Below are 20,244 nucleotides of genomic sequence, written 5' to 3' on the forward strand. Positions count from 1 at the left end.
GAGCCGTTGATTCCATTGGACTTAGGAGCGCGAACCACGCATCGGGCAACTCGCAACGCGACTGGCACGCTGGCTGCTCTAGTACTTCCGCGGGATACGGTTCAGAGCAGCAAGGTTTGGCTACATCGGGGGTCGAATTCCTGGGGGACGTTCGATCCGGCTTTGGGCGGGGGAAGTCACTGGCTCGCACCTCCAGCCACCTCCTGCATCACCGCCCGAAGCCAACCGATGCACCCCGTTTCGAACCAGTCGTGCGGTTTCGTCGGCGCAGGATCGATCTTGGGTCTCGTACCCGGGTCCGGCGCCTACTCGTTCACTCCAACGCGAAAGGGGTGGGAGTCGGAAAAACGTCGGCTTGAAAATCGGTGAGTCGAAGTCAGTCGTTCACTAGTCGTTCACGAAACAAAAAAACTAAATACGCCCGGTCAACGAAGCTGGGAGGGCAGTGGACCTTTACCCGGTCATCCATTGTCTTCTCGGGAAGAGGCAGCCAGGGCGGTCGAACGAGACCCACACCTCATTTGACCCCACCCTTGGTTGCCTTTTCATATGAGCCGACTCCGCACTAGACCTTGGACGGCCTCGGACGCGGTGGTAGCCTGCCGCCCATGCTCGATCCCATTCGAAGTGCCCGCCGTTTCTCACGCCCGCTCGCCCGTGCTCCGTGGATTCTCGTCGGCTGCATGATTGCCGGAGTACTTGCGTTCGGTTGTGGTGGCTCAAAGGCAGGCGACGGCGACGCAACGACTGGCGCGACCACGTCAGGTGTGCCGGCGACCGATCCGGCGGTTACGACTCCCTCGGACACCGTCGCCGCGACGCCGGTGGGCGCGGATCCGCTCGTGGCCGGTGCGAAGGTATACGCCAGCAAATGCGCGCTGTGCCACGGTCCCGGTGGCAAGGGTGATGGGCCGGCTTCCAAGGGACTCAATCCCAAGCCGCGTGATCACACCGACAAGTCCTACATGTCGACGCTCTCGGACGAGGCGCTGCTCCACTCGATCCGCGAGGGCAAGGGCACGATGCCGGCATGGGGCAAAGTGCTTAAACCCGAGGAGCTGAGCGCGGTCGCCATGTTCGTGCGCTCGCTCTCCAAGTAGCAGGCGAATCAGAGCCTGCGCTTCTTGACAGTGCTCTCGCTGGCCGCATAGATTGCGGCCGCTCTCGCCCGGCGTCACGCTGGCGTAGCTCAATTGGTAGAGCATCTCATTTGTAATGAGAGGGTTGGGGGTTCGAGTCCCTTCGCCAGCTTTGCCTGCTCCCGTTCGATGATTCGGTGCCCGGGAGCGCATGACGTCGTGTTTCTGGAGGGATGCCCGAGCGGCCAAAGGGAGCAGACTGTAAATCTGCCGGCTTATGCCTTCGAAGGTTCGAATCCTTCTCCCTCCACCATTTTGTTTTTTGACAAAGACTTGAGCGGGAATAGCTCAGTGGTAGAGCGTCAGCCTTCCAAGCTGAGGGTCGCGGGTTCGAATCCCGTTTCCCGCTCCATTTTCCCGCCTCGAAAGAGCACCCGGACCCGCCTGCCCGGGGAGAGGATTTTCCCGTGCCGAACGATTTCGGATTGACACAGTTGCCGTCGCTTCACTAGATTACGGCGCTCACACCGATCCCCGCCGGCTCTCTTCACGGGCGCCGCACGGGAGATCGCGTCTTTGTGCGCCCAACGCCTCCTCGCGATCTCAGCCATTGCACAGCACTGCACCGCCGCGAAGCCACTCCGCGCGTGCTGTCCGATGATGAGCCGAAGGCGAATGCGCCCACGTAGCTCAGTCGGTAGAGCATCTCCATGGTAAGGAGAAGGTCATCGGTTCGATTCCGATCGTGGGCTCCATCACCGCACCATTGACTCGAGAACACGGCGTGTCGGACTCACCGACCGCTCGAACAACGAACGTTTCGATCGCAGGCCGCTGAACCGCACAGTGCCCGCTTCGGCGGGAAAACGTGGTTCGTGGTCGCATGGCAGATACCGGTCGCAGACGCGCGCCGCGCGTCGATCGAGGAGCGCTTACCGATGGCGAAGGCGAAATTTGAGCGAAACAAGCCGCACGTGAACGTGGGAACGATCGGGCACGTGGACCATGGGAAGACGACGCTGACGGCGGCGATCACGATGGTGCTGTCGCAGAACAACCCGAAGATCATGGTTCGTGACTACGGATCGATCGACAACGCGCCGGAAGAGCGGGAGCGCGGGATCACGATCGCGACGGCGCACGTGGAGTACGAGACGGCGAACCGTCACTACGCGCACGTGGACTGCCCGGGACACGCGGACTACGTGAAGAACATGATCACGGGAGCCGCGCAGATGGACGGCGCGATCCTGGTGGTGAGTGCAGCGGACGGCCCGATGCCTCAGACGCGGGAGCACATTCTACTGGCGCGCCAGGTGGGAGTGCCGTTCATCGTGGTGTTCATGAACAAGTGCGACATGGTGGACGATCCGGAGTTGCTGGAGCTGGTGGAGCTGGAGATCCGGGAGCTGTTGAAGAAGTACGAGTTCCCGGGCGACGACATTCCGGTGATCCGCGGCTCGGCGAAGGTGGCGATGGACGCGGGCGGCAAGGACGCGAAGGCGAACGAGCCGATCCTGAAGCTGATGGAAGCGGTGGACAACTACATTCCGACGCCGGAGCGCGCGACGGAGAAGCCGCTGCTGATGGCGGTGGAGGACGTGTTCTCGATCTCGGGTCGCGGGACGGTGGCGACGGGTCGAATGGAGCGCGGGAAGGTGAAGGTGGGCGACAAGGTGGAGCTGGTGGGCCTGCGCGAGACGCGCGACACGGTGGTGACGGGCGTCGAGATGTTCCGCAAGTCGATGGACGAGGCGATGGCCGGAGACAACGTGGGGCTGTTGCTGCGCGGGATCGAGAAGACGGACGTGGAGCGCGGGATGTGCGTGGTGTGGCCGAAGTCGATCACGCCGCACACGAAGTTCAAGGGGTCGGTGTACGTGTTGACGAAGGAGGAGGGCGGTCGGCATACGCCGTTCTTCAACGGGTACCGGCCGCAGTTCTACTTCCGGACGACGGACGTGACGGGGGTGGCGACGCTGCCCGCGGGACGCGAGATGGTGATGCCGGGAGACAACGTGGACATGGAAGTGGAGCTGATCACGCCGATCGCGATGGAGGATGGACTCCGGTTCGCGATCCGCGAGGGTGGCCGCACGGTCGGCGCCGGCGTCGTCGTCTCCATCATCCAGTAGACGTGGTTCAGAGAGGACGAGTGCCATGCGCGACCAAGTGACGCTCGCGTGCAACGACTGCAAGCGGCGCAACTACATCACGAAGAAGAACAAGCGGCTGCATCCGGACCGCGTCGAATTCAAGAAGTTCTGCCCGAGCTGTCGCAAGCACACGCCGCACAAGGAAACGCGCTGACGCGTCCGAAGTGGACGGTGGGACGGCAGAGGTAGGCCTGTAGCTCAGCCTGGCTAGAGCACCGGTCTCCAAAACCGGGTGTCGGGGGTTCGAATCCCTCCAGGCCTGCCATCTTTCGGGCGGGGCGAGGCGGTGGCGCGGATCAGCGGGGACGACGCCGGCCGATCGGGAGCCGGTGAAGACCGAGGAACGACGAAATGTCTTGGACCGAGAAAATTCAGGAGTTCGTGAAGGACGTGCGAGTCGAGGTCGGCCGCGTGAGCTGGCCGACTCGTGAGGAGCTGCGCGATTCGACGGTCGTCGTGATCGTGACGGTGCTGATCGTGTCGGCATTCATTGGAGTCGTCGACCGCATTCTGAACTTCGGACTGTCCAGGCTGTTCGGCTGATCGCGTAGGCGGGCGCGGCCGAGGGCCGCGACCGCACCAACCGCCGGGAGGGCTCCCGGCGAACGAGAGTTCTCATGGACAAGAAGTGGTACGTGATCCACACGTATTCGGGTCACGAGAACAAGGTCAAGACGAACCTCGAGAAGGCGATCGGGGCCGCCGGGCTCGCGGAGCGCTTCGGTCAGATTCTGGTCGCGACCGAGGACTTCGCTGAGATGAAAGATGGAAAGCGAAAGATCACGAAGCGGAAGACGTTTCCGTCCTACGTGATGGTCGAAATGGAGCTCGACGACGAAACGCGACACCTGGTGCAGAACGTGCCGGGCGTGACGCGTTTCATCGGTTCGGGCCAGAGCGCCGTCGCCCTCAAGGAGAACGAGGTGCGGCGGATTCTCGGACAGATGGAACAGACGAAGAACAAGCCGGTGCCGACCGTGACGTTCCGAGTGGGCGATCACGTGCGGGTGGTGGACGGGCCGTTCAGCGCGTTCTCCGGCGTGGTGGATGAAGTGAACAACGAGCGCGGCAAGGTGAAGGTGATGGTCAGCATCTTCGGTCGCGCGACCCCGGTGGAGCTCGATTTCCTTCAAGTTCAACCGGTGTGAGTCGGGCGTTCCGCGCCCGCTGAGGAGCAAGTCCGATGGCGAAGCCGATCCAGGCCATGGTGAAGCTGCAGTGCAATGCGGGCAACGCGACACCGGCTCCGCCGGTGGGACCGGCGCTCGGTCAGCACGGCATCAACATCATGGAGTTCTGCAAGCAGTTCAACGCCCGCACGCAGCATCAGACGGGTCTGGTCATCCCGGTCGTCATCACCGTCTACAACGACCGTTCGTTCACGTTCATCACGAAGACCCCGCCGGCTGCGATTCTGCTCAAGCGTTCGGCGGGCCTGGCGAAGGGCTCCGGAGTTCCCAATCGCACCAAGGTTGGGACGGTGACCCGCGCACAGGTCCGTGAGATCGCCGAGCTCAAAGCCCCCGATCTGAATTCGGCCTCCGTCGAGGCGGCCGAACGCATGGTCATGGGAACCGCCCGCAGCATGGGCATCGATATCGCGGACTAGGGAAGGGAAGGAACCGAAATGGTGCGCCTGGAAAAGGCAGACGCTGATCTGCTCCTCAGAGGAAAGACCCCGCGCGAGATCTACGACATCGTTCGTGATCGCGTGGCTCGTACTCCGGGAGCCAGCATCAACGATTTCTTCGACACGCTCGACTGGGTGGTCAGGGAAGGCTATGCCACGGAGGCCGAACTCGAGGCGGTCGAAGAAGAAGGCGGCAACTGATCCGAACGCCGTCGCGAGCCTCGCGGTTCGTGCCGGCGTGCGGTTGAACTCAAATCACGTGGGAGTGACGGCATCCCCGTCACGCTCGCACCACGGGAGGGACGATGCAGCACGGCAAGAAGTATCGCGCCTCCGCTGATCTCGTCGTGAAGGCCGGACAGGTCAAAGACCTGGCCGAGGCCGTTCGACTGGTGAAGCAGACCTCGCGCGCGAAGTTCGACGAGACCATCGTGGTTTCGTCGCACCTCGGAGTGGACCCTCGCCATTCCGATCAGCTGGTTCGCGGCACCGTCGTACTGCCGCACGGAACCGGCAAGAAGCTGCGAGTGCTGGTGCTCGCGAAGGCCGACAAGCAGAAAGAGGCGCAGGCGGCGGGCGCCGAACACGTCGGAGCCGAGGACTACGTCCAGAAGATCCAGGGCGGCTGGCTCGAAATCGACGCGATCATCGCCACGCCCGACATGATGGGTGAGGTCGGCAAGCTCGGAAAGGTGCTCGGCCCGCGCGGGCTGATGCCGAATCCGAAGAGCGGCACGGTCACGTTCGACGTGGCGAAGGCCGTGAAGGAACTCAAGGCCGGCAAGATCGAATTCCGTGTCGACAAGGGCGCCAACGTGCACGCTCCGGTCGGCAAGGCTTCGTTTGCCGAGGCTCATCTGCTCGAGAACATGACCACCTTCCTTCGCGAGCTGTTGCGCGCGAAGCCGCAGGCAACCAAGGGCACGTACATCAAGAGCCTCACTCTGAGCTCCACCATGGGACCCGGCATCATGCTGGACCCCGTGGCGGTCGCCTCCGGGTTGGGGGTCTAGGAGCCCACGATGCCGACCCAGGAAAAGGTGGACACCGTTGCGAAGGCCGTCTCGGATCTGAGCGGTGTGAATGGTCTGTTCCTCGCCGACTTCAGCGGCATGAGCGTCGAGAAGCTTTCGTTGCTCCGCAAGAAGTGCCGCGAGGAGGACATTCGCTTCAAGGTTCTCAAGAACACGCTGCTGCGCCGCGCGTTCCATGCGAACGGTATTCAGCAGCTCGACGAGTATCTGGTCGGGAACACCGGCCTGGTGTACAGCAAGCGCGACGACGTTTCGCCGGCGCGCGTGCTGGTGACGTTCGCGAAGGAACACGAACGTCCCAAGGTGAAGGCCGCGGTCGTGAACGGCCGCCTGTACGACGACAAGGCGATCGCGGTGCTGGCGTCACTGCCGAGCCGCGAGGTGTTGCTGCAGCAGGTCCTCGGAACATTCATCGCTCCGATGACGCAGTTCCTCGCCGCGGTCGAAGCCGCGCTGCGTGTGCCGGCCCTCATGGCCGACGCGCTCGAGCGCGAACGATCCAAGGCGTCCTGATCCCGAGCAATCACCGGGGCCTTCGCGCCCCGTTCCAAGTGTTCAATCCACGCCACACCCGTATCGGAAGGAGATCCAACCCATGTCCGCCTCGATCGATCAGGTTCTCGACCTCATCGGAAACATGACCGTGCTCGAGCTCTCCGAGCTCAAGACCAAGTTCGAAGACAAGTTCGGCGTCACCGCCGCGGCCCCGATGATGGCGATGCCGATGGGTGGCATGGCCGGCGCCGGCGCGGCCGTCGAAGAGAAGACCGAGTTCGCGGTGGTGCTGACCGGCGCGGGCGACAAGAAGATTCAGGTCATCAAGGTGGTGCGCGAGCTGACCGGTCTCGGCCTCAAGGAGGCGAAGGACCTGGTGGACGGCGCCCCGAAGAACGTGAAGGACGGCGTCAGCAAGGAAGAAGCCGCGAAGATGAAGGCGGCGCTGGAGGAGCAGGGCGCGTCCGTCGAGATCAAGTAATCCGACCTTCGGCACCGTGTGGGTGGCCGACGCGGCCCGGATCGATTCCGCCGACGTGGAACGATCCGGGGCCTGTTCCGCATCTCGCGCTCCGACGATTCGATCGGACGGCGGGATCGGATTCGTCGTCGGCGGCAGCGTGCGCATCCCATCGAGAAAGGCGGGAAGCCCTTGAAGACAGTACGCCGTAAGGAACGGAAGAGCTTCAGCAAGATCGACCGCGAGTGGAACCTTCAGATTCCGAATCTGCTCGAGGTCCAGCTCAAGAGCTTCCGCGACTTCCTTCAGATGGACCTGGACCCCCTGCGCCGCCGCAACGAGGGGCTGCAGGAGGTGTTCACCGGGGTGTTCCCGATCTCCGACCCGCGCGAGCTGTTCGCGCTCGACTTCGTCGGCTACGAGATCGGCGAGCCGAAGTACACGGTGACGGAGTGCATCGAGCGCGATCTCTCGTTCTCGGCGCCGCTCAAAGCGCGCATGCGCCTCATGACCCGCGAAGAAGTCGACGGGGTCAAACGCGACAAGGACGTGATCGAGCAGGAGGTGTACCTCGGCGAGCTGCCGCTCATCACCGACAGCGGCACCTTCATCATCAACGGCGCGGAGCGCGTGATCGTTTCGCAGCTCCATCGTTCGCCGGGTGTGTTCTTCGACGAGCTGACGCATCCGAACGGCAAGCTGCTGTTCTCGGCCCGCATCATTCCGTACCGCGGCTCATGGGTGGAGTTCAGCCTCGACGTGAACGACATCATGCACGTGCACATCGATCGCAAGCGCAAGCTTCCGGTCACGGTTCTGCTGCGCGCACTGGGCTTCGTCGGAGATCGCGAGATCCTCGACCTGTTCTACGAGCGCGAGGCCGTCGACGTGAAGGGCAAGAAGGCCGAGGCGGCGCTCGGACGGATCTGCGCCCAGGACCTGGCCGACGACGCGACCGGGGAGATCCTGCTCGAGGCCAACGACGAGCTGACGGCCGAGAAGATCGAGGTCATCAAGCGCGCCGGGCTCGAGACGCTCGAGGTCTACCTCATTCCGAAGCAGGACGAAGCCGACCTGATCCGCAACACGCTGCGCAAGGATCCGACGCGTTCGCAGGAGGATGCGCTCCACCGCATCTACAACCTGCTGCGCCCGGGTGAGCCGCCGCGGGCGGATTCGGCGCGCGAAATCCTCAACAAGCTGTTCTTCAATCCGAAGCGCTACGACCTGGCGCGGGTGGGGCGCTACAAGCTCAACCAGAAGCTCCCGCACGAGTATCTGCTGCCGAACCGCGAGGTGCGCAAGCGCCTCGGCCTCGGCATCCCGGATCTCAACCACACCACCCTGTGCCGCGAAGACTTCATCGTCATCGTGAAGTACCTGGTGATGCTGCGCACCGGCGGCGAACTGGTCACCGATCGCGGTTCCGATCAGGCGGTCACGGACGACATCGATCATCTCGGCAACCGGCGCGTGCGCTCGGTCGGCGAGCTGCTCGCGAACCAGTTCAACATCGGACTGGCGCGCATGGCCCGCATCATTCGCGAGCGCATGTCGCTTCAGGACCAGGAAAACGTCACGCCGATGGACCTGGTGAACTCGCGGACGATCTCCGCGGTGATCCAGAGCTTCTTCGGGTCATCGCAGCTCTCGCAGTTCATGGACCAGACCAACCCGCTCGCGGAGCTCACGAACAAGCGCCGCCTGTCGGCGCTCGGACCGGGCGGCCTCACGCGCGATCGCGCCGGCTTCGAGGTTCGCGACGTCCACTACACGCATTACGGCCGCGTGTGCCCGATCGAGACGCCGGAAGGCCCGAACATCGGCCTGATCTCGTCGCTGTCGACGTATGCGCGGGTCAACGAGTTCGGATTCCTCGAGACCCCGTACTTCCGGGTCAACGACGGCATCGTCGATCGCAAGAAGCCCGAATTCCTGGCCGCCGACATCGAGGACCGCGCGCACATCGCACCGGCGAACACGCCGTTCGACGTGCGTTCCGGCACCATCGATCCCGAGATGCTCACCGTGCGTCATCGCGGTGAGTACCCGACAATCGACCGCCGCGTGGTCGAGTACATGGACGTCTCGCCGATCCAGCTGGTTTCGCCGGCCGCGGCGCTGATTCCATTCCTCGAACACGACGACGCGAATCGTGCGCTGATGGGTTCGAACATGCAGCGCCAGGCGGTGCCGTTGCTGCAGACCGAGGCCCCGCTCGTGGGCACCGGGCTCGAAGAGAAGGTCGCGGTCGACTCGGGAGCGCTGGTGCTCTCGCGTCGCTCCGGCGTGGTCGAGTTCGTGTCGGGCGAGATGATCGCGGTGCGCTACGAGCGTGACGAGGACGAGCCGCCGGTCGACTACAGCGAGCAGCCGAATCTCGACATCTACCGGCTGGTGAAGTTCCGACGCTCGAATCAGGACACTTGCCTCAATCAGCGTCCGGTCGTCGCGGAAGGACAGAAGGTCAAGAAGGGCCAGGTCATCGCGGACGGCCCGGCCACCCGCGATGGCGAGCTGGCACTGGGCCGCAACTGCCTGGTCGCCTTCATGCCGTGGGGCGGCTACAACTTCGAGGATGCCATCCTGGTGAGCGAGAAGCTCATCAAGGAGGACATGTTCACCTCGATCCACATCGAAGAATTCGAACTGCAGGTGCGCGACACCAAGCGCGGCGTCGAAGAGATCACGCGCGAGATTCCGAACGTGTCCGAGGATGCGGTCAAGAATCTCGATGAAGAAGGCGTGATCCGAATCGGCGCCCGCGTGCGCCAGGGCGACATCCTGGTCGGCAAGGTGACGCCGAAGGGCGAGCAGGAATTGTCCCCCGAGGAGCGCCTGCTCAAGGCGATCTTCGGCGACAAGGCCGGCGACGTGCGCGACGCGTCGCTCAAGGCACCGCCCGGCATGGACGGCATCGTGATCGACATCAAGGTGTTCTCGCGCCGCGAGAAGGACGAGGGCACCAAGCAGCAGGAGAAGAAGAAGATCGACAAGCTGCGCCGCGAGTCGAAGAAAGAGCGTGAGCGAGTCGCCGACGTGCGCCTCGCGACCGTCAGCCAGGTGCTCGACGAGCAGCTCGTCAACGTGTTGCGCAGTGCGTCGAGCGGCGAGCCGATCGCGCGCAAGGGCCGCAAGTACTCGAGCGACTTCCTGGTCGAGGTCGATCTCGACGACCTCGCATGGGGCACGCCGGTCACCGACGAGGCGCGTATCAACGAGCGCTTCTGGGCGGTAATGGACGGCGCGCAGTCGGCGTTCAGCCGCTGCGAGAAGGAACTCGAAAAGGAGATCGAGAAGGTCACGCGAGGCGACGAACTCCCGCCCGGCGTGGTCAAGCTCGTGAAGGTCTACATCGCGAAGAAGCGCAAGCTGTCGGTGGGTGACAAGATGGCCGGCCGCCACGGCAACAAGGGCGTGGTCGCCAAGATCCTGCCGGAGGAGGACCTGCCGTACCTCCCCGAAGGGTCGCCGGTCGAAATCGTGTTGAACCCGCTCGGCGTGCCTTCGCGCATGAACATCGGGCAGGTGCTCGAGACGCATCTCGGCTGGGCCGCGCACTCGCTGGGCTACAACTGCGCGACGCCGGTGTTCGCCGGGGCGAGCGTCGACGAGATCAAAGCCGAGCTCAAGACGGCGGGCCTGCCGGAAGATGGAAAGTCCGTGCTGCACGACGGCCGCAGCGGCGAATCGTTCGATCAGCGGGTGTGCGTGGGCTACCTCTACATGCTCAAGCTCAGCCATCTCGTGGATGACAAGATCCACGCGCGTTCGACCGGCCCCTACTCGCTCGTGACCCAGCAGCCGCTGGGCGGCAAGGCGCAGTTCGGCGGTCAGCGCTTCGGAGAAATGGAAGTGTGGGCGCTCGAAGCCTACGGCGCGGCCTACACGCTGCAGGAATTGCTGACGGTCAAGAGCGACGACGTGGCCGGACGGTCGCGCATCTACGAAGCCATCGTGAAGGGCGAGAATCCACCCGAACCGGGGACGCCGGAGTCATTCAACGTGCTCGTAAAGGAACTCCAGAGCTTGTGCCTGGAGGTCCAATTCGAAGAAGTCTGATGCGCGCGGCGGCGTGACGTCGCCCGGCCCGGTGCCACACCGGAAGCCGGCCGTCACCAACGGACCGAGGGAGAATCGATGATCCAGGACACCGAACTGCAGTCGCCGCTGAACATGGCCGCAGGCAAGTTGGGCCTCAGCCGACTGGAGGAGCACGATCAGCGCCGCCGCGCCTCGTTCAACGCCATCCGTATCCGGCTGGCGTCGCCGGACGTGATTCGCAGCTGGTCGCACGGCGAGGTCACGAAGCCGGAGACGATCAACTATCGCTCGTTCAAGCCCGAGAAGGACGGCTTGTTCTGCGAGAAGATCTTCGGCCCGGTCAAGGACTGGGAGTGCAACTGCGGCAAGTACAAGCGCATCCGCTACCGCGGCGTGATCTGCGATCGCTGCGGCGTCGAGGTGACGCAGGCGAAGGTGCGGCGCGAGCGGCTCGGTCACATCCAGCTCGCCGTGCCGGTCTCGCACATCTGGTTCTTCAAGGGCGTGCCGTCGCGCATCGGTCACCTGCTCGACATGAGCATCCGTGACCTCGAGCGCATCCTGTACTACGAGTCGTACGTGGTGATCGATCCGGGCAAGACCGGATTCAAGAAGAAGGAGATCATCACCGAGGACCAGTACAACGAAGTGATGGAAGAGCAGCCGGAGTCCGGCCTCAAGTCCAAGATGGGCGCCGAGGCGATCCGCGACCTGCTGTCCGAGCTCGACCTGGAAGAACTGCAGGCCGATCTGCGCGCCAAGGCGAAGATCGAGACCTCGGTGCAGCGCAAGAAGGAGACGCTCAAGCGCCTCCGCATCGTCGAGGCGTTCCGCCACAGCGGAAATCGTCCGGAGTGGATGATTCTCGAGTGCGTTCCGGTGCTGCCGCCGGATCTGCGCCCGCTGGTGCCGCTCGAGGGCGGACGGTTCGCGACCTCGGATCTCAACGATCTCTACCGTCGCGTGATCAACCGCAACAACCGACTCAAGAAGCTCATGGACATCAAGGCGCCGGAAGTCATCCTGCGCAACGAGAAGCGCATGCTGCAGGAGGCCGTCGACGCGCTGTTCGACAACGGCCGCCGCAGCCGCGCCGTGCGTGGCCAGGGCAACCGCCCGCTCAAGAGTCTCAGCGACATGCTCAAGGGCAAGCAGGGCCGGTTCCGGCAGAACCTGCTCGGCAAGCGCGTCGACTATTCGGGTCGTTCCGTGATCGTCGTCGGCCCGGAGCTGAAGCTCAATCAGTGCGGGCTCCCGAAGAACATGGCGCTCGAGCTGTTCAAGCCGTTCATCATTCGCAAGCTCGAGGACCGCGGCTACGTGCAGACGGTCAAGAGCGCGAAGCGGCTGGTCGAGCGCGAGAAGCCCGAAGTGTGGGACATCCTCGGCGAGATCATCGAGAACCATCCGGTGCTGCTGAACCGTGCGCCCACGCTCCATCGTCTCGGCATTCAGGGCTTCGAGCCGGTGCTGGTCGAGGGCAAGGCGATCAAGATCCATCCGCTGGTGTGCCAGGCGTTCAACGCCGACTTCGACGGCGACCAGATGGCCGTCCACGTGCCGCTGTCGTTCGAGGCGCAGATCGAGACCAGCCTGCTGATGCTGTCCTCGAACAACATTCTGTCGCCGGCGCACGGGCGTCCGCTCGCGACGCCGAACCAGGACATCGTGCTCGGCTGTCACTACCTCACCAAGTCACGCGGCGACACTCCGAATCCGCGCGTCGCCGGGACCAAGGCGAAGCTCGAGGCGGACGATCCGCGCCGACTGCGCATGTTCTCGAGCGCCGGCGAGGTGCGGGCAGCCTATGACAACGGCGAGGTGCCGCTCCACGGTTACGTGGCGGTGCGCGCGACCGGACTGAACCTGCCGCGCAACGCGGTCGGCAAGCATGGCTATCTCGAGACCACGCCCGGCCGCGTGCTCTTCAACGAAGTGGTGCCGGAGGCGCTCGAGTTCCTCAACCAGACCATGGACAAGAAGCGGCTCGAGGGCCTGGTCGGCGACTGCTATTCGCGGCTCGGTCCGGCGGCGACCGCCGAATTGCTCGATCAGCTCAAGGATCTCGGCTTCAAGTACGCCACCTCGGCCGGCTTCACGGTCGGTATCGACGACGTGCGCATTCCGCCCGAGAAGGAAGAGATCATCCAGAAGTCGCTGGCAGCGGTGGAGCGCATCAATCTGAACTATCGCCGCGGCGTCATCACCGAAGGCGAGCGCTACAACAAGGTGATCGACACCTGGCAGCACGCCATGACCGAGGTCGAGGAGATCACCTTCGACGGTCTGTCCAAGGACCGCGAGGGCTTCAACCCGATCTTCATGATGGCTGACTCCGGTTCGCGCGGTAATCGCGAGCAGGTGCGTCAGCTCGCCGGCATGCGCGGTCTGATGGCGAAGCCACAGAAGAAGATCACCGGCGGTCTCGGCGAAATCATCGAGTCCCCGGTCATTCACAACTTCAAGGAAGGTCTCGACGTGCTCGAGTACTTCATCTCGACGCACGGCGCTCGCAAGGGACTCGCGGACACCGCACTCAAGACCGCCGACGCCGGCTACCTCACGCGTCGACTGGTCGACGTGGCGCAGGACGTCATCATCAACGAGCCGGACTGCGGCACCATCCGCGGTCTCTCGGTCGGCGCTCTGAAGGACGGCGAGGACATCATCGAGCCGCTCGCGGACCGCATCCTGGGTCGCGTCGCCTCCGAAGACGTGCTCCACCCGATCTCGAACGAGCGCATCGTCGAGGCCGGCGAGCTGATCGACGAAGCGATCGCGGCGAGCATCGACGCGGCGGCCAAGGCGGGTCTCGACAAGATCCGCATCCGCTCGGTGTTGACCTGCGACGCACGGCGCGGAGCATGCGGCAAATGCTACGGCCGCAACCTCGCGACTGGACGCCCGGTGGACCTCGGCGAAGCGGTCGGCGTGATCGCGGCGCAGTCGATCGGCGAGCCGGGTACGCAGCTCACGCTGCGCACCTTCCATATCGGCGGCACGGCGAGCCGAATCGTCGAGCAGTCGCGCACGCTGTCGAAGGAAGCGGGCCTGGTGCGGTTCCAGAGCCTCGAAGTCGTGTCGTTCGCACGTGCAACCGAGAGCACCGGTGCATCGGTGTGGGTCGCCGTCAGCCGCTCCGGCGAGATCGAGTTGCTAGATTCCGACGGCCGCGCGCGGCAGCGCTACTCGGTGCCCTACGGCGCACATCTCTACGTCGCCGACGGCCAGCACGTCGACAACGAGCAGGCGCTGTTCGAGTGGGACGTCTACAACGTGCCGGTGATCTCCGAGAAGAGCGGCGTCGTGCGATTCGTCGACGTCAAGGAGAAGGTCACCGTTCGCGACGAAGTCGACGACACGTCGGGCATGAAGCTGCTCGTCATCATGGAAGACCGAAACAAGGAGCTGCAGCCGGCGATCGACATCATCGACACCGGCAGCGGCGCCAAGCTCGCTCACTATCCGCTGCCGACCGGTGCGCGCCTCGAAGTGCGCGACGGCCAGGCGGTCGTGGCCGGCGATCCGCTCGTCAAGACGCGTCGCGAAGCTTCGAAGACGCGCGACATCACGGGCGGTCTGCCGCGCGTGGCCGAGCTGTTCGAAGCGCGGCGTCCGAAGGACGCCTCGATCATCACCGAGATCGATGGTCGCGTGGAGTTCGGCGGCGTCACCCGCGGCATGCGCAAGCTAATCGTGCGCGCCGAGGATGGAGACACGCGCGAGTACCAGATCCCGCAGGGACGCCACTTGCACGTGCAGGAGGGCAGCGTGGTGCGGGCGGGAGACCGTCTGACCGAGGGCCCGATCAATCCGCACGACGTGCTGGCGATCAAGGGGATCGAAGAAGTGCAGGAGTACCTGGTCAACGAGATCCAGGAGGTCTACCGACTGCAGGGAGTTCGCATCGACGACAAGCACATCGAAACGATCGTGCGTCAGATGCTGCAGAAGGTGCGCATCGAGGATCCGGGCGACACGGTGTTCCTGGAGGGCGAGGCGGTCGATCGCCTGGTCGTACTCGAGGAGAACGAGCGCATCCTGAAGGAGGGTCAGCAGCCGGCCACCTTCAAGCCCCTGCTGCTCGGCATCACCAAGGCGTCGCTGTCGACCGAGAGCTTCATTTCGGCGGCTTCGTTCCAGGAGACGACCCGGGTGCTCACCGAGGCGGCGGTCCACGGTAAGGTGGACTATCTGCGCGGTCTCAAGGAAAACGTGATCATCGGACACCTGATCCCGGCTGGAACCGGCATGTCGGCCTACCGCAAGCTCAAGCTCGATTCCGAGCGTCAGACTTCGGAGGGGCTCGAGGAGCCACTGGGTGAAGGGGCAAAATCGGCTTGACAGTCCTAAGCTAACTCTCGTAGATTCCCCGGCCTGCGCGGCAACGGCGCATGCTGTTCCTTCACGGATGCCGTGGCCTGCCTGACCGCGCAATCCCTTATTCGACAGAAGGCTGGAGGATTTTTGTGCCTACGTTGAACCAGCTTGTCCGCCACGGGCGGAAGCCGGTGAAGACGAAGACCGGTGCGCCTGCGCTCAAGGGGGCTCCCCAGAAGCGCGGGGTCTGCACTCGTGTCTACACGACCACGCCCAAGAAGCCGAACTCGGCGCTACGCAAGGTGGCACGTGTGCGGTTGCAGAACGGGATCGAGGTGACGTGCTACATCCCGGGCGAGGGGCACAACCTGCAGGAGCACTCGATCGTGCTGGTGCGGGGAGGTCGTGTGAAGGACCTGCCGGGTGTCCGGTACCACATCGTGCGCGGCGCACTCGACGCCAGCGGCGTGAACGGACGCAAGCAGAGCCGGTCCAAGTACGGCACGAAGTCGAAGTAAGGGCACAATCGATACGGCGGACGGTGGCCCACCGGGCCATGGTCCGCGCGTCGTGTTGGCCGTTGACGGATGGGTGCGCAACGCACTCGACGTCCGGCCCGAAGGTGGAGAGGAAGTCGACACATGCCTCGTAAAGGCTCAGTTCCGCGGCACGATCTGCCGGGGGACCCCAGATTCGACAACGTGCTCGTCACGCGCATCATCAACGCGATCATGAGTGCGGGGAAGCGTTCCGTTGCCGAGCGCACGTTCTATGGCGCCATGGACATCGTCGAGCAGAAGGGCGGTCAGGATGCCATGACCGTTCTGAAGCAGGCGATGACCAACGTCAAGCCGGTGCTCGAAGTGAAGTCTCGTCGTGTCGGCGGCGCCAATTATCAGGTGCCCGTCGAAGTGCGACCGGACCGTCGCAACGCGCTCGCGATCCGCTGGCTCATTCTGTATTCGCGTCAGCGCACGGATCACTCGTTCACGGAGAAGTTCGCGAACGAGGTCCTGGCCGCGTCCCGGAACGAAGGTGGCGCAGTCAAGAAGCGCGAAGACACGCACAAGATGGCCGAGGCCAACAAGGCCTTCGCACACTACCGCTGGTAATTCGCTCGCGTTGAAGGTCGGATCCACTCCGACCTGGGCTCGGGACTCGGCTCTGCCGACCTCCCGGACTTTCGCATCGCCGGCGCAAACATCATCGACGCACCACCGCGTGTTCCTCATCGGAAACGCGTGTGGTGTCGCGACGCATTCAGGCAGGCCGCTCAATCGAGGTTTTCAAGCAGATGGCTCGGCAGACTCCGCTCAATCGATACCGGAACATCGGGATCATGGCCCATATCGACGCCGGCAAGACCACCTTGACCGAGCGCGTGTTGTTCTATACGGGCCGCATCCACCGCACGGGCGAAGTCCACGAGGGCGGCGCCACGATGGACTGGATGGAGCAGGAGCGTGAGCGCGGGATCACCATCACCTCGGCCGCGACGACCTGCATGTGGCGCGATCACCGCATCAACATCATCGACACGCCCGGACACGTCGACTTCACGGTCGAGGTCGAGCGCAGCCTGCGCGTTCTCGACGGAGCGGTCGCGGTGTTCTGTGCGGTCGGCGGCGTGGAGCCTCAGTCCGAGACCGTGTGGCGGCAGGCCGACAAGTACAAAGTCCCGCGCATCGCGTTCGTCAACAAAATGGACCGCGTCGGCGCGGACTTCGAAAACGTCATCAAGATGATGCGCGAGCGGCTCGGGGCCAAGCCGGTGCCGATCCACGTGCCGATGTTCGCCGGCGACATCTTCCAGGGCACCATCGATCTGGTCGAGATGAAGGCGATCACCTACGACGAAGGCTCGCAGGGCACCAAGATCGACATCCACGACATTCCGCGCGACCTGGTCGAATCTGCGAACAAGGCGCGTTTCCAACTGCTCGAAGCGGTGGCGGAGTTCGACGAGCAGCTGCTCGACGACTACCTGCACGAGAAGCCCTACACCTCCGACGATCTCCGACGTGCGCTGCGCAACGGCACGATCAAGGGTGAGATCACGCCGGTGCTGTGCGGCTCCGCGTTCAAGAACAAGGGCGTTCAGCGGCTGCTCGATGCGGTCGTCGATTTGCTGCCTGCTCCGGTCGACATGCCGCCGGTGATGGGTCAGTCGCTGCCCGATTTCCTGCACGTCGAACGCAAGCCCGACGACACGGAAGCGTTCTCGGCGCTGGCATTCAAGATCATGACCGACCCCTACGTCGGCCGTCTGACCTTCTTCCGCGTCTATTCGGGCGCCGTCAAGAGCGGCGACACCGTGCTCAACGCCGCGACCGGTCGCAACGAGCGCATCGGTCGTCTGGTGCAGATGCACGCGAACAAGCGTGAGGAGATCAGCGAGGTGTTCGCCGGCGACATCGCGGCCGGCATCGGCTTCAAGAAGGTCACGACCGGCAATACGCTGTGCGACACCGACCGACCGCTCGCGCTCGAATCCATGCACTTCCCCGAGCCGGTCGTCGACGTTGCAATCGAACCCAAGTCGAAGGTGGACGAGGAGAAGATGTCCAATGCGCTGCAGCGTCTGTCCGAAGAGGACCCGACGTTCCGTGTGCGCACCGACGAGGAGACGTCGCAGACCGTCATCTCCGGCATGGGCGAGCTTCACCTCGAGATCATCGTGGACCGGATGATGCGCGAGTTCGGCGTGCAGGCGAACGTCGGCAAGCCTCAGGTCGCGTATCGCGAAACCATTTCGACTTCGGCCGAGCAGCGGCACCGCTTCATCCGGCAGACCGGTGGTAAGGGCATGTTCGCCGACGTGAGGATCCGAGTGGAACCGCAGGAGCCCGGCAAGGGCTTCGAGTTCGTGAACGACATCGTGGGCGGCTCGATCCCGAAGGAGTACATCCCGGCGGTCGAGAAGGGCATCGAGGAAGCGCTCAAGGGCGGCGTCGTCGCGGGCTTCCCGCTCGTCGACATCAAGGTCACACTGTTCGACGGCTCGTACCACGAGGTCGACTCGTCCGAAATGGCATTCAAGATCGCGGGTTCGATCGCGTTCAAGGAGGCGTGCAACAAAGCCAAACCGCGCCTGCTCGAACCGATCATGGACGTCGAGGTGGTGGTGCCCGAGGAGTACATGGGCGACATCATCGGCGACCTCTCGTCGCGCCGTGGCCGCATCGGCGGCATGTTCACGCGCTCGGAAGCGCGCGTGATCGCCGCATCGGTGCCGCTCGCGGAAATGTTCGGCTATGCGACGCGCATGCGCTCGATTTCTCAGGGTCGTGCCGTCTATTCCATGCAGTTCTCGCGCTACGAGACGCTCCCGGCGGCGGTCGCCGAGGAAATCGTGGCGAAGGTCAAAGGCTAGAAGTTCCGGACCGCGGTCCCGGCCGGCTGAGGCCGGCGACGGGGTGCCGCGAATCCGAACCCGCGCGACGCGCGCTCAGGGAGGTTCCACCGATGGCGAAGGCGAAATTTGAGCGAAACAAGCCGCACGTGAACGTGGGAACGATCGGGCACGTGGACCATGGGAAGACGACGCTGACGGCGGCGATCACGATGGTGCTGTCGCAGAACAACCCGAAGATCATGGTTCGTGACTACGGATCGATCGACAACGCGCCGGAAGAGCGGGAGCGCGGGATCACGATCGCGACGGCGCACGTGGAGTACGAGACGGCGAACCGTCACTACGCGCACGTGGACTGCCCGGGACACGCGGACTACGTGAAGAACATGATCACGGGAGCCGCGCAGATGGACGGCGCGATCCTGGTGGTGAGTGCAGCGGACGGCCCGATGCCTCAGACGCGGGAGCACATTCTACTGGCGCGCCAGGTGGGAGTGCCGTTCATCGTGGTGTTCATGAACAAGTGCGACATGGTGGACGATCCGGAGTTGCTGGAGCTGGTGGAGCTGGAGATCCGGGAGCTGTTGAAGAAGTACGAGTTCCCGGGCGACGACATTCCGGTGATCCGCGGCTCGGCGAAGGTGGCGATGGACGCGGGCGGCAAGGACGCGAAGGCGAACGAGCCGATCCTGAAGCTGATGGAAGCGGTGGACAACTACATTCCGACGCCGGAGCGCGCGACGGAGAAGCCGCTGCTGATGGCGGTGGAGGACGTGTTCTCGATCTCGGGTCGCGGGACGGTGGCGACGGGTCGAATGGAGCGCGGGAAGGTGAAGGTGGGCGACAAGGTGGAGCTGGTGGGCCTGCGCGAGACGCGCGACACGGTGGTGACGGGCGTCGAGATGTTCCGCAAGTCGATGGACGAGGCGATGGCCGGAGACAACGTGGGGCTGTTGCTGCGCGGGATCGAGAAGACGGACGTGGAGCGCGGGATGTGCGTGGTGTGGCCGAAGTCGATCACGCCGCACACGAAGTTCAAGGGGTCGGTGTACGTGTTGACGAAGGAGGAGGGCGGTCGGCATACGCCGTTCTTCAACGGGTACCGGCCGCAGTTCTACTTCCGGACGACGGACGTGACGGGGGTGGCGACGCTGCCCGCGGGACGCGAGATGGTGATGCCGGGAGACAACGTGGACATGGAAGTGGAGCTGATCACGCCGATCGCGATGGAGGATGGACTCCGGTTCGCGATCCGCGAGGGTGGCCGCACGGTCGGCGCCGGCGTCGTCGTCTCCATCATCCAGTAGGGGTCTGAAGATGCTGCTCCAGAAGATTCGCATCAAGCTCAAGGCTTACGATCACGCGACGCTCGACCAGTCGGCGGCCGAGATCGTGCGTACGGCGCGACGTACCGGAGCGATGACCTCGGGTCCGGTTCCGCTCCCGACTCAGAAGACGATCTGGACGGTGCTGCGCAGCCCGCACGTCGACAAGAAGTCGCGCGAGCAGTTCGAGCGACGCGTGCACAAGCGGCTCATCGACATCACGCGCTCCACCCCTCAGACCATGGAAGCACTCGAGAAGCTCGACATCCCTGCCGGTGTCGACATCGAGATCAAAACCTAGGCATTCAGGAGGCGCGGCGCGGGGACCACCCGGGTCTGGCGAATG

The 20,244-nt window shown here is 64.1% G+C and carries 17 protein-coding genes and 5 tRNA genes; all 22 read left to right on the forward strand.

Features of this window, described 5'->3' with window-relative positions; all coding sequences use genetic code 11:
- Positions 1-842 precede the first annotated feature (842 nt).
- The 22 genes from HOP12_06475 (at position 843) to rpsJ (ending at position 20,199) form a co-directional block, all read left to right on the forward strand.
- Entirely contained in the window at positions 843-1,100 is a 258-nt protein-coding gene (locus HOP12_06475) for a cytochrome c (GenBank protein NOT33802.1), read from the forward strand.
- A 78-nt stretch (positions 1,101-1,178) separates the two neighbouring features.
- Positions 1,179-1,251, forward strand: a tRNA-Thr gene (locus HOP12_06480).
- A gap of 55 nt (positions 1,252-1,306) precedes the next feature.
- Positions 1,307-1,392 (forward strand) — tRNA-Tyr (locus HOP12_06485).
- A 24-nt stretch (positions 1,393-1,416) separates the two neighbouring features.
- Positions 1,417-1,491, forward strand: a tRNA-Gly gene (locus tag HOP12_06490).
- Between the two features lie 267 nt (positions 1,492-1,758).
- Positions 1,759-1,834 (forward strand) — tRNA-Thr (locus HOP12_06495).
- Between the two features lie 183 nt (positions 1,835-2,017).
- Complete coding sequence (gene tuf, locus HOP12_06500) at positions 2,018-3,214, forward strand: elongation factor Tu (GenBank protein NOT33803.1); 1,197 nt, start codon at positions 2,018-2,020, stop codon at positions 3,212-3,214.
- A gap of 25 nt (positions 3,215-3,239) precedes the next feature.
- Positions 3,240-3,389 (forward strand): 50S ribosomal protein L33, encoded by a 150-nt coding sequence (gene rpmG / locus HOP12_06505; GenBank protein NOT33804.1) that lies wholly within the window; start codon positions 3,240-3,242, stop codon positions 3,387-3,389.
- Positions 3,390-3,422: 33 nt separating this feature from the next.
- Positions 3,423-3,500 (forward strand) — tRNA-Trp (locus HOP12_06510).
- An 86-nt stretch (positions 3,501-3,586) separates the two neighbouring features.
- Positions 3,587-3,778, forward strand: coding sequence for a preprotein translocase subunit SecE (gene secE / locus HOP12_06515; protein NOT33805.1), 192 nt, complete (start codon positions 3,587-3,589; stop codon positions 3,776-3,778).
- A 74-nt stretch (positions 3,779-3,852) separates the two neighbouring features.
- Positions 3,853-4,383 carry a transcription termination/antitermination factor NusG gene (gene nusG / locus HOP12_06520; protein NOT33806.1) on the forward strand — a complete coding sequence of 177 codons (531 nt, stop codon included), beginning with the start codon at positions 3,853-3,855 and terminating at the stop codon, positions 4,381-4,383.
- A gap of 35 nt (positions 4,384-4,418) precedes the next feature.
- A complete protein-coding gene (gene rplK / locus HOP12_06525; protein NOT33807.1) occupies positions 4,419-4,844 on the forward strand; it encodes a 50S ribosomal protein L11 in 426 nt (141 codons plus the stop codon).
- 18 nt (positions 4,845-4,862) lie between these two features.
- Entirely contained in the window at positions 4,863-5,066 is a 204-nt protein-coding gene (locus HOP12_06530; GenBank protein NOT33808.1) for a hypothetical protein, read from the forward strand.
- Between the two features lie 104 nt (positions 5,067-5,170).
- On the forward strand, positions 5,171-5,878 hold the full coding sequence (locus tag HOP12_06535) for a 50S ribosomal protein L1 (GenBank protein ID NOT33809.1): 708 nt from the start codon (positions 5,171-5,173) through the stop codon (positions 5,876-5,878).
- A 9-nt stretch (positions 5,879-5,887) separates the two neighbouring features.
- Positions 5,888-6,412, forward strand: a complete 525-nt coding sequence (locus HOP12_06540) for a 50S ribosomal protein L10 (GenBank protein ID NOT33810.1) — start codon at positions 5,888-5,890, stop codon at positions 6,410-6,412.
- A gap of 82 nt (positions 6,413-6,494) precedes the next feature.
- On the forward strand, positions 6,495-6,875 hold the full coding sequence (gene rplL, locus HOP12_06545) for a 50S ribosomal protein L7/L12 (GenBank protein ID NOT33811.1): 381 nt from the start codon (positions 6,495-6,497) through the stop codon (positions 6,873-6,875).
- Between the two features lie 171 nt (positions 6,876-7,046).
- Positions 7,047-10,916, forward strand: coding sequence for a DNA-directed RNA polymerase subunit beta (gene rpoB, locus HOP12_06550; GenBank protein NOT33812.1), 3,870 nt, complete (start codon positions 7,047-7,049; stop codon positions 10,914-10,916).
- 114 nt (positions 10,917-11,030) lie between these two features.
- Positions 11,031-15,242 (forward strand): DNA-directed RNA polymerase subunit beta', encoded by a 4,212-nt coding sequence (gene rpoC, locus HOP12_06555; GenBank protein NOT33813.1) that lies wholly within the window; start codon positions 11,031-11,033, stop codon positions 15,240-15,242.
- Positions 15,243-15,367: 125 nt separating this feature from the next.
- Positions 15,368-15,736, forward strand: coding sequence for a 30S ribosomal protein S12 (locus HOP12_06560; GenBank protein ID NOT33814.1), 369 nt, complete (start codon positions 15,368-15,370; stop codon positions 15,734-15,736).
- Between the two features lie 123 nt (positions 15,737-15,859).
- Positions 15,860-16,330 carry a 30S ribosomal protein S7 gene (gene rpsG, locus HOP12_06565; protein NOT33815.1) on the forward strand — a complete coding sequence of 157 codons (471 nt, stop codon included), beginning with the start codon at positions 15,860-15,862 and terminating at the stop codon, positions 16,328-16,330.
- A 182-nt stretch (positions 16,331-16,512) separates the two neighbouring features.
- The gene (fusA, locus tag HOP12_06570) at positions 16,513-18,591 is read left to right on the forward strand and encodes an elongation factor G (protein NOT33816.1); all 2,079 of its coding nucleotides are present in this window, start codon (positions 16,513-16,515) and stop codon (positions 18,589-18,591) included.
- Positions 18,592-18,683: 92 nt separating this feature from the next.
- A complete protein-coding gene (gene tuf / locus HOP12_06575; GenBank protein ID NOT33817.1) occupies positions 18,684-19,880 on the forward strand; it encodes an elongation factor Tu in 1,197 nt (398 codons plus the stop codon).
- 10 nt (positions 19,881-19,890) lie between these two features.
- Entirely contained in the window at positions 19,891-20,199 is a 309-nt protein-coding gene (gene rpsJ / locus HOP12_06580) for a 30S ribosomal protein S10 (GenBank protein NOT33818.1), read from the forward strand.
- Positions 20,200-20,244 lie beyond the last annotated feature (45 nt).

Source organism: Candidatus Eisenbacteria bacterium, from assembly GCA_013140805.1.
Classification (GTDB): domain Bacteria; phylum Eisenbacteria; class RBG-16-71-46; order RBG-16-71-46; family RBG-16-71-46; genus JABFRW01.

Coding starts and splice junctions, on each gene's coding strand:
- tuf (NOT33803.1), top strand. CDS start 2,018: ATGGCGAAGGCGAAATTTGAGCGAAACAAGCCGCACGTGAACGTGGGA.
- rpmG (NOT33804.1), top strand. CDS start 3,240: ATGCGCGACCAAGTGACGCTCGCGTGCAACGACTGCAAGCGGCGCAAC.
- secE (NOT33805.1), top strand. CDS start 3,587: ATGTCTTGGACCGAGAAAATTCAGGAGTTCGTGAAGGACGTGCGAGTC.
- nusG (NOT33806.1), top strand. CDS start 3,853: ATGGACAAGAAGTGGTACGTGATCCACACGTATTCGGGTCACGAGAAC.
- rplK (NOT33807.1), top strand. CDS start 4,419: ATGGCGAAGCCGATCCAGGCCATGGTGAAGCTGCAGTGCAATGCGGGC.
- HOP12_06530 (NOT33808.1), top strand. CDS start 4,863: ATGGTGCGCCTGGAAAAGGCAGACGCTGATCTGCTCCTCAGAGGAAAG.
- HOP12_06535 (NOT33809.1), top strand. CDS start 5,171: ATGCAGCACGGCAAGAAGTATCGCGCCTCCGCTGATCTCGTCGTGAAG.
- HOP12_06540 (NOT33810.1), top strand. CDS start 5,888: ATGCCGACCCAGGAAAAGGTGGACACCGTTGCGAAGGCCGTCTCGGAT.
- rplL (NOT33811.1), top strand. CDS start 6,495: ATGTCCGCCTCGATCGATCAGGTTCTCGACCTCATCGGAAACATGACC.
- rpoC (NOT33813.1), top strand. CDS start 11,031: ATGGCCGCAGGCAAGTTGGGCCTCAGCCGACTGGAGGAGCACGATCAG.
- rpsG (NOT33815.1), top strand. CDS start 15,860: ATGCCTCGTAAAGGCTCAGTTCCGCGGCACGATCTGCCGGGGGACCCC.
- fusA (NOT33816.1), top strand. CDS start 16,513: ATGGCTCGGCAGACTCCGCTCAATCGATACCGGAACATCGGGATCATG.
- tuf (NOT33817.1), top strand. CDS start 18,684: ATGGCGAAGGCGAAATTTGAGCGAAACAAGCCGCACGTGAACGTGGGA.
- rpsJ (NOT33818.1), top strand. CDS start 19,891: ATGCTGCTCCAGAAGATTCGCATCAAGCTCAAGGCTTACGATCACGCG.